This is a genomic window from Umezawaea tangerina, assembly GCF_003002815.1.
GTDB lineage: Bacteria > Actinomycetota > Actinomycetes > Mycobacteriales > Pseudonocardiaceae > Umezawaea > Umezawaea tangerina.
This window is the reverse complement of sequence record NZ_PVTF01000021.1, coordinates 84,249-98,790: the sequence shown is the minus strand read 5'-3', so window position 1 is coordinate 98,790 and position 14,542 is coordinate 84,249. Positions and strand designations below refer to the sequence as shown.

Here is a 14,542-nt window from a genome sequence, read left to right as displayed (position 1 = left end):
CGTCAGCCCGTGCTGAAGTCGGTGTCGAGCAGTGCGAACAGCTCGTCGGCGCTGGCGGACTCCAGCTCGCCGCCACGCGCGGGGGCGCCGCGCTCGTCCCAGCGCCGCACCAGCGCCCGCAGCCGGGCGCCGACCTTGTCGTCGGCGGGCAGGGCGTCGAGCACGCCGGTCAGCCGGTCGAGGTCCGCGAGCGCCTCCGCGACCGGGTCCGGTGGCGCGCAGAGCCGTTCGTGCAGGTGCCGGGCCAGTGCGGCCGGGGTGGGCTCGTCGAACACGACGGTCGCGGCGATGGCCAGACCGGTCGCGGCGACCAGCCGGTTGCGGAACTGGACGGCCAGCAGCGAGTCGAACCCGGCCGCGGCGAACGGCGCGTCGGCGCGGACCTCGCCGGGGCCGGTGTGGCCGAGCGCGGCCGCGGCCTGCTCGGTGACCAGGCCCAGCAGCACGCGCAGCTGCTCGTCGGCGGCCAGTCCGGCCAGGCGGTCGGCCAGGCCGTCGCCGACCGGGACGTCCCGCCGCGCCTCGCGGCCCTCGGGGAGTTCGGCCAGCAGGTTGAGCTGGCGCGGGGAGGACACCGTGGACACGAGCGAGGACCAGTCGACGTCGAGCACGGCGGTCTCGGGCTGGTCGTGGTCCAGGGCCTGCCGGACGGCGGCCATCACGTCGTCCACGTCCACCGCGCGCTGCTGCGGGTCCCAGCCGCCGACCGCGACCACCGCGGCCCGTCCGCCGCCTGCCCGCAGCCGGCGCACGTGGGCCGCGGCTCCGGCACTGCGGGCGGCAGCAGCGCCTTGCCGGGCCGCGCCCCAGAGGCCGCTGAGCGGGTGCAGCAGGACGACGGTGGCGGCGATCGGGAGGTCGTCCAGGGAGCCGAGGTCCCCGTCCGGCAGCACGCCCGCGGGCGACTCGGCGGCGAGGACCTGGATGACGGTGTCCGGCACGTCGTCGGCGCTTGCCTCCTCGACACCGTTGCGGTCGAACCAGGCCGTCAGCCCGGCGGCGAGGTCGGCGTCCGCCCCGCGCACCAGGACCTTGCCGGGCCGCCACGGGCGGTCGGCGCGCGGCGGTGAGCCGAACGGGACCAGCCTGCGCACGCGCACGCCGTCAGCCCGCACCCTGAGCTGGTCCTCGCCCCCGCCGAGGACCCCCGACAGGTGGGCGACGACCGCGTCGTCGACCTCGGCGGGCAGGTCGACCAGGCCGCCCCAGCGCTCCGGCTGCTCAAGGCCGAGCACCTGGCCCAGGCCCCAGACGCGGGCCTGGTCGGGGTCGTGCTCGGCGTCTGTGGTGACCAGCCACAGCGGGGTCCCGGCGTCCAGCCGCCGCACGAGGTCGAGGGTGGCCTCGGCGGGCAGCAGCGACACGACGGCCACGGCCATGCCGATGTCGGCCGGGTCGGTGACGACCCTGGCGCCGGGGAGCCGGGCAGCCGGGTGGCCGCCGACAGGGGTCACGACCACCCAGCCGTCGAGGGGGCGCGGTCGCGGATCGGGTTTCTTGCGCCACTCGGTGCGGTAGGTGAGCTGTCGGGCCGGTGCCGCGCCGGTGCGGCCCGGCGTGGGCAGCCAGTAGCGCTCGGTCTGGAACGGGTAGGGCGGCAGCGCGACCAGCCGCCCGGCACCGGTGACCTGGCTCCAGTCCACGTCGGCGCCCGCCACCCACGCCCGCGCCAGTGCCGAACGCAGCTCGCGGCGGCCCGCGGAGTCGCGGCGCAGCGTGCCGAGCACGGCGACCGGCCTGCCCGCGGCCGTGCCCTCGATCGCGGCGACCAGCACCGGGTGCGGGCTGACCTCGACGAACAGCGTGTGGCCGTGGCCCATGAGCTGCTCGGTGGCCGCGCCGAAGCCGACGGGTTCGCGCAGGTTGCGGTACCAGTACTCGGCGTCGAGGGCGGTGCCGTCCACGAGCTCGCCGAGCACGCTGGACAGCAGCGGCACGTCAGCGGCCCGCGGCCGGATCCCGACCAGCGCGGCGAGCAGTTCGGCGCGCAACGGCTCCACGTGCGCCGAGTGGGCGGCGTAGTCGACCGGGATCGACCTGGCCCGCACGCCGTCGCGGGCGCAGTCGGCGACCAGGTCGGCCAGCGCGTCCGGCTCCCCGGCCACCACCACGGCGTCAGGTCCGTTGACCGCGGCGATCTCGATCCGACCGGCGTACCCGGCCAGCCGCTCCCGTGCGGCGGCCTCACCGGCGGCCACGGCGACCATGCCGCCGTTGCCCGAGATGGCCAGGATCGCCTTGCTGCGCAGGGAGACCACCCGTGCACCGTCCTCAAGGGACAGTGCGCCCGCCACCACGGCGGCGGCGATCTCGCCCTGCGAGTGGCCGACCACGGCCGCGGGCTCGACGCCGTGCGCGCGCCACAGCGCCGCCAGCGACACCATCACCGCGAACAGGGCGGGCTGCACGACGTCGACCCGGCTCAGCGCGGCCTCGTCGGCCAGCACGTCCCGCAGCGACCAGTCCACGTGCGCGGCCAGCGCCTCCGCGCACTCGTCGAGCCGGGCCGCGAAGACCGGCTCCGACCCGGCCAGCTCCAGCGCCATGCCGGTCCACTGGGTGCCCTGGCCGGGGAAGACGAACACCACTCCCCCACCGGTCGTGCTGCCGCGCACGACGTTCGGGGCGGTGTCGGGTGAGGCGAGCCCGGTGAGGTGGTCGCCGACGACCACGGCCCGGTGCTCGAACCGCGGCCGCGCCGCCAAGGTCCTGGCCACGTCCGCGGGCGCGTGGTCCCGCACCGACCCGTGCAGCCGGGCGAACTGGTCGGCCAGGGCGCGGGCGGTGCGCGCCGACAGCAGCAACGGCAGCGAGTCGTCCGCGACGGGCTCGGCGGCCTCGACGGGGACGTGTTCGAGGACCACGTGCGCATTGGTGCCGCTCATGCCGAACGCGGACACCCCGGCCCGGCGCGGCCCGTCCCACGGGCGCGACTCGCGCAGCAGCAGGGCGTTCCCGGCCGACCAGTCCACCTGCGTGGACGGTTCGGCCGCGTGCAGGGTGCGCGGCTGCACGCCGTGCCGCATGGCCATGACGACCTTGATGATCCCGGCGATCCCGGCGGCGGCCTGGGTGTGGCCGATGTTGGACTTGACCGACCCCAGTCCGAACGGCCGGTCGCGGTCCTGCCCGTAGGTCGCCAGCAGGGCCTGGGCCTCGATCGGGTCGCCCAGGGTGGTCCCGGTGCCGTGCGCCTCCACCAGGTCCACATCGGACGGTGCCAGGCCGGCGGCGGCCAGCGCCCGCCGGATCACCCGTTGCTGGGCGAGACCGTTCGGGGCGGTCAGGCCGTTGGACGCGCCGTCCTGGTTGACCGCGCTGCCGCGCACCAGCGCCAGCACGGGGTGGCCGAGCCGGCGGGCGTCGGACAGCCGTTCCACGACCAGCACGCCCACGCCCTCGGACCAGCCGGTGCCGTCGGCCTCGGCGCCGAACGACCGGCAGCGCCCGTCCGCGGACAGGCCGCGCTGCCTGCTGAACTCGACGAACAGGTCGGGACTGGCCACCACGGCCGCCCCGCCGACGATCGCGAACGAGCACTCGCCCGACCGCAGCGACTGACCGGCGATGTGCAGCGCCACCAACGAGGACGAGCACGCCGTCTCGACCGTGACGGCCGGGCCCTCGGTGCCCAGGGTGTAGGCGATCCGGCCGGACGCGACGCTGGTCACCGTGCCCGCGAGCAGGTGGCCCTCGACCTCGCCCGCCGGTCCGGTGCCGTAGCCCTGTCCGGCGACACCGACGAACACCCCGCCGTCGCTGCCGCGCAGCGCGGAGGGGTCGATGCCCGCCCGTTCCAGGGCTTCCCAGCTCGCGGTCAGCAGCAGCCGCTGCTGCGGGTCCATGGCCAAGGCCTCGCGGGGCGAGATGCCGAAGAAGGCGGCGTCGAAGTCACCCGCGTCGGCCAGGAACCCGCCGCCGCGGGCGTAGAACGTGCCCGCCTTGTCGGGGTCGGCGTCGTAGAGCCGGGCGAGGTCCCAGCCGCGGTCGCCGGGCAGCTCGCCGATGGCGTCCCGGCCCTCGTCGACCAGCCGCCAGAGGTCCTCCGGGCTCGTGACGCCGCCGGGGAACCGGCAGGCCATCGACACGATCGCCAGCGGCTCGTCCGGGACCGCCGACGGCACCGGGGTCTCGGCCGCGGGGACGTCGTCGCCCAACGCGGCGGCGAGCGCGGCGATCGACGGGTGGTCGAAGACCACGGTCACCGGCAGCGCGCGACCGGTGCGCTCCACCACGCGGTTGCGCAGGTCGACGGCCATGAGCGAGTCGAAGCCGAGGTCGCGGAACGACCGGTCGGCGTCCAGCGCCACCGCGTCGCCGTGCCCCAGCACCTCCGCGGCCAGCTCCGCGAGCTCCCGCTGGGACAGCGACCTCACGACAGCGTCCACAGTGGACTGCTCCGGGAGGCGCGCCTCGGGGAGGTCGCGGAACAGCGCGCTCGGCCGGGTCGCGGTGAACGGCGGCAGGAAGCGCGCCCAGTCCACGTCCGCGACGACGACCGCCGTCTCGTCACCGTCCAGGGCGTCCTGCAAGGCCGCCAGCGCGACGGCGGGCGACAGCGCGGTCAGGCCGTGCCGCCGGATGCGCTCCCCCGTCTCGCCCGCGGCCATGCCCGGTCCCGCCCACGGGCCCCAGGCCACCGACGTGGCCTTCAGACCGCGTCGCCCGCGGTCGACGGCGAGCGCGTCCAGCGCGGCGTTGGCGGCGGCGTACCCGGCCTGCCCGCCGCTGCCCCACGTCGCGGCCACGGAGGAGAACAGCACGAACGCGTCCACGTCGCCGACGAGGGCGTCCAGGTGCCGGGCGCCGCGGACCTTGGCGGCGGTCTCGGCGGCGAGGTGGTCGGGTGTGCAGTCGACGAAGGGGCGGTCGGTGACGACCCCGGCCGCGTGGAACACGGCCGTGAACGGCCCGGCCTCGGCGACCAGCCGTTCCACCTGGTCGCGGTCGGCGACGTCGCACGCCAGCACGGTCGTCGGCACCCCGAGGTCGGGCGCCTCGCCGCCCGACCGGCTCACCAGCACCAGCTCCTCGGCACCGTTCCCGGCCAGCCAGCGGGCCACGTGCCCGCCGAGCCCACCGGTACCGCCGGTCACCAATACGCGGCCACGGGGCCGCCAGCGGGAGCCGGACCGGGGCCGGTCGGCGCGCACCAGCCGCCGGGCCCGCACGCCGTCCGGCCGGATGGACACCTGGTCCTCGCCAGAGTCGCCGGTCAGCACGGACACCAGGTCCGCCACGTCGGCGTCCGGTGACCAGTGGACCAGTCCGCCCCACTTGTCGGGGTGTTCCAGGGCCGCGACCCGGCCCATCCCCCACAGCGGTGCCTGCTCCGGGTCGTCGGGGTCGGCCAGCACCCACACCGGGGCCTCCGCGCCCGCCACCACCCCGACCAGCTCGTCGGGCGCGCAGCCGGGCAGCACCAGCACCCCGGACGGGTCGCCCTCGCCCAGCGCGGCGGCGATCCGGTCGGCACCCGGCAGGTCGCCGACCAGGCGCCACGATCCCGGAGGCCGGGTGCCCGTGACGGTGACGGGGGTCCACTCGACCCGGTAGCGCAGCCGGTCGAGCGCGGCCGTGAACCGGGCTCCCGGCCAGAAGCGCGTGCGCTGGAACGGGTACAGCGGCAGGTCGACGTGGGGACCGCGCGCCGGCCAGCGCACCGGCACGCCGCGGAGGTGGGCGTGGGCGAGCGCGTCGACCACCGTGTCCACCTCGGGCCGGTCGTCGCGCAGCAGCGGCACAGCGCCGTCGACCAGCGTCGACAGGACCCCGCCGGGGCCGAGCTCGAACGCGGTGGCGGCGTCGAGGGCGCGGACGCCGTCGGCGAACCGGACGGTCTCGCGCACGTGCCGCACCCAGTACTCCGGCGAGCGCAGCTGCTCGGCCGTGGCGACCGCGCCGGTGCGGTTGGAGATCACGTCGAGCCGTGGAGGGCGGTAGGTGAGACCTGACGCGACCTGCCGGAACTCGGCGAGCACGGGGTCCATCCGGGCGGAGTGGAACGCGTGGCTCACGGGCAGCCGCTTGGTGCGCCGACCGCGGTCGCGGAACAGCCGCGCGACCCGTTCGACGGCGTTGGTGTCACCGGAGAGCACGACGGCGTTCGGGCCGTTGACCGCGGCGACGGCCACCTCGTCCGCCACCTCGCGGGCCTCGGCCTCGGTCGCCTCGACGGCGACCATGGCGCCGCCGGGCGGCAGCGCGTCCATGAGCCTGCCGCGCGCGGCGACCAGGTCGACGGCGTCGGCGAGGTCCAGCACGCCCGCCAGGTGCGCGGCGGTCAGCTCGCCCACGGAGTGGCCGAGCAGCACGTCCGGCCGCACGCCGCGGTCCTCGAGCAGCCCGGCCAGCGCGACCCCGATCGCGAACAGGGCGGGCTGGGCGTAGCGGGTGCGGTCGAGCAGGCCGTCCCCGCCGTCGGACATGACCTCGCGCAACGGCCGGTCCAGGTGCCGGTCGGCCAGTGCGCACACCTCGTCCAGGGCGGCGGCGAACACGGGTTCCGCCGCGTGCAGGGCGACCCCCATCCCGGCGCGCTGGCTGCCCTGGCCGGGCAGCAGGAACGCGATCCGGCCGGGGTCGCCCGCGAGACCGGTGGTCAAGCGCGTGCCGAGCACGGCCCGGTGCGGCAGGTGCGCCCGTCGGGTGGCCAGCGCGTCGGCCGGGTCGGGAGCCCCTGGGAGCGCGCGGACCCGGTCGACCTGGGCCTGGAGCGCTTCGGCGGACGCGGCCGACACCAGCACCGGGGTCGGCAGGCCCGCCGGGCGGACCGGGTGCTCCGGTGCGGGTGGCGCGCTCTCCAGGATGACGTGGGCGTTGGTGCCGCTGATGCCGAACGCCGACACCCCGGCCCGGCGCGGCCCGTCGTGGGCGGGCCAGGGTTCGCGCTCGGTGACCAGCCGCAGCACGGCCGGGTCCCAGTCGACCTCCGGGTTCGGCTCGGCGGTGTGCAGGGTCGGCGGCAGCTCGGCGTGCTTCAGCGCGAGCACGGTCTTGATCACGCCTGCCACGCCCGCCGCGGCCTGGGTGTGCCCGAGCACCGACTTCACCGCGCCCAGCAGCAGCGGCCGGTCGCGTCGCCCGTAGGCCGCGCGCAGGGCGTTGCCCTCGATCGGGTCGCCGAGCCGGGTGCCGGTGCCGTGCGCCTCGACGGCGTCGACCTCGTCCGCCGCGACGCCCGCGTCGGCCAGCGCGGCGGCGATGACCCGCTGCTGGGACAGCCCGTTCGGCGCGGTGAGGCCGTTGGAGGCGCCGTCCTGGTTGACGGCGCTGCCGCGGATCACCGCGTGCACCCGGTGCCCGTGGGCCAGGGCGTCGGACAGCCGTTCCAGCACGAGGACGCCGACGCCCTCCGACCAGCCGGTGCCGTCGGCGTCGGCGGAGAACGACTTGCAGCGGCCGTCCGGGGCCAGCCCGCGCTGCCTGCTGAACTCGGTGAACAGCCACGGCGTGCTCATCACCGACGCGCCGCCCGCGATGGCCTGCTCGCAGTCGCCCCGGCGCAGCGCCTGCACGGCCAGGTGCAGCGCGACCAGCGACGCCGAGCACGCGGTGTCCACGGTCAGCGCCGGACCCTGCAGGCCCAGGACGTAGGAGATCCGCCCGGACAGCACGCTGGCCAGGGTGCCGGTCAGCCGGTGGCCCTCGGGGACGGCGGGGTCACCGGCCAGCGCGACCGGGTAGTCCTGGCCGTTGGTGCCGACGAACACGCCGACCGGGCGGCCGCGCAGGTCGGTCGGCGCGATCCCGGCGTCCTCCACGGCGTGCCAGGTGGTCTCCAGGAGCAGCCGCTGCTGCGGGTCCATGGTCAGCGCCTCGCGCGGGGAGACGCCGAAGAACCCGGCGTCGAAGTCGGCCGCGCCGGTCAGGAACCCGCCCTCGCGGCAGTAGCTCGTGCCGGGGTGGTCGGGGTCGGGGTGGTGCAGCGCGTCGAGGTCCCAGCCGCGGTCGGTGGGCCACGGCCCGATGGCGTCCTGCCCGGACACCAGCAGCCGCCACAGGTCGTCGGGGGTCTCCACGTCGCCGGGGAACCGGCAGCCCATGCCCACCACGGCGATCGGCTCGTGCTCGGCCACGGCGGTCCGCGGCACCACCGGGGCGTCCACCGGGATGCCCGTCGGTGTACCGGTGGGGGCGTCGAGGTGGTCGGCGAGCGCCCGCGGGGTCGGGTGGTCGAACAGCGCGCTGGTCGGCAGGCGCAGACCGAGTGCGGCGTTGAGCCGGTTCCGCAGCTCCAGCACGGTCAACGAGTCCAGGCCCAGCTCCGCGAACGCGGTCCGCGCGGGCACCGCGTCGCCCGAGGCGTGCCCGAGGACGGCCGCCAGGTGCGTGCGGATGACCTCCAGGGTGGACCCGCGGGGCTCGGGAGTGGTCGTCACGCCGGGAAGTTCGCTGACCAGCGCGGCCCGCAGCCCGGCCGCCCCGGCGTACCGGCCCCAGTCGACGTCGGCGACCACGGTGGTCGCCTCGGTGACCCGTCCGATCAGCTCGACGGCCCGGTCGGGGTCCATGCCCGGCAGGCCGCGGGCGGCCAGCTTCGCGGCGAGGTCGTCCTCCAGCATCCCCGGACCGCCCCACACGCCCCAGGCGATGGACAGACCCGGCAGACCCGCTTTGCGGCGGCGGGCCACCAGCGCGTCGAGGGCGGCGTTCGCGGCGGCGTAGTTGGCCTGCCCGGCGTTGCCCACCACGCCCATGACGGACGAGAACACGACGAACGCGTCCAGCTCGCCCGCGAGCTCGTGCAGGTGCGTCGCCGCGGTGACCTTGGCCCGCAGCACGGACGCCAGCCGGTCGGGGGTGAGCGCGTCCAGGGTGGCGTCGTCGCGGACGCCCGCCGCGTGCACGACCGCGTCCACCGGGTGCTCGGCCAGCAGCCGCGCGACCGCGTCGCGATCGGTGACGTCGCAGGCGAGCACGGTGACAGCGGGCCCGGGATCGGGGAGTCCAGGGGTGTCCGGGCCCCGACGGCCGACCAGCAGCACCCGGTCGGCACCCGCGGCGACCAGCCAGCGGGCGACCGTCGCGCCGAGCCCGCCGGTGCCGCCGGTCACCAGCACCGTCCCCCGTGGACGCCAGCCGTCCGACGAGCGCAGCCCCGGCAGCAGCCTGCGGCCGTGCAGTCCGTTCCGGCGGACCGCGAGCTGGTCCTCGTCGCCGAAGGCGAGCGCGGCGACCACCAGCGCGGCGCCCTGAGCGTCCAGGACGTCGGGGAGGTCGATCGCGCCGCCCCAGCGGTCCGGGTTCTCCAGTCCGAACGACTTGGCCAGCGCGACCGCCGCGGCCTGCGCGGGCGACGGGTCCTCGGTGCCGTCGACGACCACCGCGCCGCGGGTCAGCACCCACAGCGGCCGGGTCGTCGACCGCGCCAGCTCCACCGCGGCCCACAGGTCGGCGTGCTCGCCCAGCGACAGCACGCCCGCGAAGTCGCCGTCGGGCAGTCCGTCGGTGGTGACGTCGAGCCCGGCGTCCCGCAGGGCCGTGACGACCTCGGCCCCCGAGCCGTCGGGCGGGAGCACCGCCAGCCATCGTCCGGTGGGCGCGGCGGCCACGGGGGTGAGCCGACGCCAGCCGATCCGGTAGCACCACCCGTCGTCCACCGCGTCCGTCGTGGGACGCGCGGGGTCCAGCCAGAACCGGTCGCCCCCGAACGGGTACGTCGGCAGGTCTACGGACCCGGTCACGTCGGCGAAGAACGGCGTCCAGTCGACCGGGACGCCGTGCACGTGGAGCCTGCCCACGGCGGTGGTGAACTGCCGGGGACCGTCCTCGTCGCGGCGCAGGGTGCCGGTGACGACCGCGTCGGGCACCGACTCGGTGACCCCCGGCGTGAGCACGGGGTGGGCGCTCGTCTCGACGAACGCGCCGAACCCGTCGCGCGCCAAGAGGTCCACGGCCTCGGCGAACCGCACCGGCTGCCGGAGGTTGCGGTACCAGTACCCCGCGTCGAGGTCCGCGCCGTCGGCCCAGTCCGCGGTGACCGACGACAGGAACGGCACCCGTGCCGCGCGGGGCGCGATGCCGTCCAGTGCGGCGCGGACGTCCCGCTCGATCCGTTCCACCTGCGCCGAGTGCGACGCGTAGTCCACCGGCACGCGCCGGGCCCGTGGCACCGAGGCCACCACCGCGGCCACTCCGGCGACGTCACCGGAGACGACGACCGACGACGGGCCGTTCACCGCGGCCACCGACACGCCGTCCGGGAGCAGGGCCCGCACCTCGTCGAGCGGCAGCGGGACGGACGCCATGGCGCCGCTGCCCGCGATGGCCAGGATCGCCTTGCTGCGCAAGGAGACCACCCGTGCACCGTCCTCAAGGGACAGTGCGCCCGCGACCACGGCGGCGGCGATCTCGCCCTGCGAGTGGCCCAGCACCGCGTCCGGCTCGACACCCACCGAGCGCCACAGCTCCGCCAGCGACACCATCACGGCCCAGAGCGCGGGCTGGACGACGTCCACCCGCTCCAACGCCTCCGCGTCACCGAGGACGTCGGCGAGCGACCAGTCCACGAACGGGTCCAGCGCGGCCTCGCACGCGGCCATCGAGCGCGCGAACACCGGTGACCAGTCCAGCAGGTCGCGGGTCATCCCGGTCCACTGGGCGCCCTGGCCGGGGAAGACGAACACGACCTTGCCGCCGTCGCCCGCGGCCTCGCCGACCACGAGCTCCCGCAGACCGGCCAGCAGCTCCGCGCGGTCGGCACCCACGACGACGGCCCGGTGGTCGAACGACGTCCGCGTGCGGAGCAGCGACGCCCCCACGAGCGCGGGGTCGGCGTCGGCCCGTGCCGGCAACCGGGCGGCCTGCTCGCGCACGGCGTCGGCCGTGCGCGCGGACAGCACCCACGGCCGCACCCGCGCCGGGACGTCGACGGTCCCGACCGGCTCGTCGGGCGCCTCGGCCAGCACGGCGTGGGCGTTGGTGCCGGACACGCCGAACGACGACACACCCGCGAGCCGGGGCCGGTCGGCGGACCGCGGCCACGGCCGGGGCTCGGTCAGCAGGGCCAGATGTCCCCGCGACCAGTCGACCCGCGACGAGGGCGCGTCCACGTGCAGCGTGCGGGGCAGCAGCCCGTGCCGCAGCGCCAGCACCGTCCTGATCACGCCGACCACCCCGGCGGCGGCCTGGGTGTGGCCCACGTTCGACTTCAGCGACCCCAGCCACGCCGGGCGCGCCGGGTCGCGGTCCTGACCGTAGGTGGCCAGCAGCGCCTCGGCCTCGATGGCGTCACCGAGGACCGTGCCCGTGCCGTGCGCCTCGATCGCGTCGACGTCCGCCGCGGCGACCCCGGCGTCGGCCAGCGCGGCGCGGATGACCCGCTCCTGCGACGGCCCGTTCGGCGCGGTGAGCCCGTTCGAGGCACCGTCCTGGTTCACGGCGCTGCCCTTGACGACCGCGAGCACCGGGTGGCCGTGGCGGCGGGCGTCGGACAGCCGTTCCAGCACCACGACCCCGACGCCCTCGGCGAGGCCGAACCCGTCGCCCGCCTCGGCGAACGCCTTGCACCGCCCGTCCGCCGACAGGGCGCCGAGCTGGGAGAACTCCACGAACATGGACAGCCCCGGCAGCACCGTCGCGCCGCCCGCCAGGGCGAGGTCGGTCTCCCCGGACCGCAGCGACCCGACCGCGAGGTGCAGGGCCACCAACGACGACGAGCACGCCGTGTCCACCGTGACCGCGGGCCCTTCCAGGCCCAGCGCGTAGGCGACGCGGCCGGAGGCCACGCTGCCGGTGGACCCGGTGAAGCCGTAGCCCTGCAAGCCGGACGCCGGGTCCAGCGGCGAGCCGTAGCCGAGGGTGTAAAGGCCGGTGAACACGCCGGTACGGCTGCCGCGCAACGCCTCCGGCACGATCCCCGCCGACTCCAGCGCCTGCCACGACGTCTCCAGCAGCAGCCGCTGCTGGGGGTCCATGGCCAGCGCCTCGCGGGGCGAGATCCCGAAGAACGCGGCGTCGAACCGGTCCGCGTCGTGCAGGAAGCCCGCCTCGCGCTGGTAGTGGCGGCCGGGTGTGCGGGGGCGCGGGTCGTAGCCCGCGGTGTCCCAGCCGCGGTCGACCGGGAACGGCCCCACCGCGTCCACGCCGTCCACCAGCAGCCGCCACAGGTCGTCGGTGTCGGCCACGCCGCCGGGGAGGCGGACTCCCATGCCCACCACGGCGATCGGGTCGTCGTCCACCCGCGCGGGGCGGGCCGGTGCCGCGGCGGCGGGTTCACGCCGTCCGTCCAGGTACCCGGCGAGCCGGGCCGGGGTCGGGTGGTCGAACACCACGGCCGCGGGCAGCGCGACGCCGAGCACCTCGGCGAGCCGGGCCCGCACCTCCAGCGCGGTGGCGGAGTCCAGACCGAGGTCCACGAAGGACCGCCGGTGGTCGGCCGGGGTAAGCGGGTCGCCGCCGAGCACGGCGGCGGTCACGGAGCACACCACGTCCAGCGCGGCGACGGGCCGGTGCGCCGCGGGCTCCGCGGCGGTGACCTCGTCGAGCTCCACCGGTGCGTCCACGTCGCCCGCGGGCCAGTCGATCCGCGCGCCCGCCGCGTACAGCTCGCCCAGCGCGGCGTTGACCGCGTGCGACCCGCCGTGCCCGCGGCGCAGGGTCGCGCACACGCTGCTGCTGTTGCCCGCCTCCTCGACCAGCTCCAGCATCGCGCCGGTGAGCAGCGGGTGCGGGCTGACCTCGAGCAGCACGTGCCGGTCGCCGGTCGCCAGCAGGGAGCGCAGCGCCTCGTCGAACCGGAGCGGGTCGCGCAGGTTGCGGCACCAGTAGTCGGCGTCCATCGGCAGCCCGTCGAGTGGACCGCCGGTCAACGACGAGTAGTACGGCAGGCCCGGCGCCACCGGTCGCACCGGGGCCAGGTCCGCGCGCATCCGCGGCACGATCGCGTCGAACTGCGGCGAGTGCGTGGCCAGGTCGACGGCGGACCGGCGGGCGGAGATCCCGGCCGCGGCCATCGCGGCCACCAGCTCCGCGGCCGCCTCCGCGCCGCCCGACACCAGCACCGACGTGGGGGCGTTCAGCCCGGCCACGACCAGCTCGCCGTCCCAGCGGGACACCCACTCCGCCACCACGTCCAGCGGCGCCCGCACCGACACCACGTCACCGCGACCGGCCAGCGGCACCTGAGCGAGGCCCCGCAACGCCGACACGCGCGCCCCGTCGTCCAGGGTCAGCGCGCCGGTCACCACCGCCGCCGCCACCTCGCCGAGGCTCTGCCCCACGACCACCGCGGGCCGCACGCCCAGGTCGTCCCACACCGCCGCCAACGACACCTGCACGGCGAACAGCAGCGTCTGCACCACGTCGACCCGGTCGAGCGCCGACCTGGTCAGCGGGTCGGCCACGACCTCGGCCACCGGCCAGTCGACGAACGGCTCCAACGCCTGCGCGCACTCGTCCATCCGGGCCCGGAACACCGGCGAGGCCGTCATCAGCGCGCTGCCCATCCCCGGCCACTGCGAGCCGATGCCGGGGAACACGAACACCGGGTCGGCCTCGGGCGCCGACCCCAGCGCCACCGCGCCACCGCGGGCGAGGTCCGCCAACCCGTCCAGCAGGGACTCCCGGTCCCGTCCGCTCACCGCGGCCCGGAACGGGCGCGCCACCGCCGCCCGTGCCATCAGCCAGCGCCCCACGGTGTCCGCGTCCACGTCGGGTCGCGCCCGCAGCCGTTCCGCCAGCCGTCGCGCGGTCTCCCGCAGTGCCGGGAGGCCGTCCGCGGACAGCACCCAGGGCAGCGGACCGCGGTCCCCCGCTGACGACACGTCCATCCGCTTCCTTCCCCACCCGCGTTCGGCACCTCGGCGGCAGGCGGTCCCCGAGACCCGCGCGGGACACGCCGACGACGGGCTCTCGGCCCGTGCGCCATTGCACCGGGTCGGTCGCCGCGCGCGGATAGCGTCCGGATAGCACTCACCGGCGGCACGCGGGACCGCCGGACCAGGGCGGTCCGGTCGGGTCTCCGGGTCGGTCAGCGCTCCGGGCTGATCCCCACCACGGCCAGCGCCAGCAGCCTGCGGGCCTGACCGGCGGGATCGGCGTGGTGCTCGGTGGCCAGGGCGATGCCCGTCACCAGCGCCACCAGGTCGGCGGTCGTCACGTCCGCCCGCACCTCACCGGCCCGCACGGCCTCCAGCAGCAGCGGGTCGACCGCGCCCACGAGCTGGGTCGAACAGGCGTGCACGTGCTCCGGGGTCGCCTCGTCCAGCGCCAGCGCCGCGGCCAGCCCCCGCGCGGTCGTGGCGTAGTCGGTGAGCGCGTCCAGCCACTCCAGCAGGGCGGACCGCGCGTCGTGCGACGCGGCCAGCTCGCGGGCGCGTTCGGCCAGGTCCTCGATGCGGCCGCGGAACACCGCCTCCAGCAGCTCGCGCCTGCTCGGGAAGTGCCTGCGCACGGTCGCCGACCCGACACCGGCGACCCGCGCGATCTGCTCCAGCGAGGCCTCCGCGCCGTGCAGCGCGACCTCCTGCTCTGCCACCGCGAGGATCTGCGCGTAGTTGCGCCGCGCGTCCGCACGCTGACCTGGCATCGCACACCTCCG

Annotated in this window: 2 protein-coding genes; both read right to left on the bottom strand. The window is 76.7% G+C overall.

Annotation, left to right across the window (positions count from 1 at the left end; all coding sequences use genetic code 11):
- Nucleotides 1-2: 2 nt before the first annotated feature.
- Nucleotides 3-13,772 carry a type I polyketide synthase gene (locus tag CLV43_RS43715; RefSeq protein WP_106196386.1) on the bottom strand — a complete coding sequence of 4,590 codons (13,770 nt, stop codon included), beginning with the start codon at nucleotides 13,770-13,772 and terminating at the stop codon, nucleotides 3-5.
- Between the two features lie 200 nt (nucleotides 13,773-13,972).
- Nucleotides 13,973-14,530, bottom strand: a complete 558-nt coding sequence (locus CLV43_RS43710; RefSeq protein WP_106196384.1) for a TetR/AcrR family transcriptional regulator — start codon at nucleotides 14,528-14,530, stop codon at nucleotides 13,973-13,975.
- Nucleotides 14,531-14,542 lie beyond the last annotated feature (12 nt).

Coding starts and splice junctions, on each gene's coding strand:
- CLV43_RS43710 (WP_106196384.1), bottom strand. CDS start 14,530: ATGCCAGGTCAGCGTGCGGACGCGCGGCGCAACTACGCGCAGATCCTC.
- CLV43_RS43715 (WP_106196386.1), bottom strand. CDS start 13,772: ATGGACGTGTCGTCAGCGGGGGACCGCGGTCCGCTGCCCTGGGTGCTG.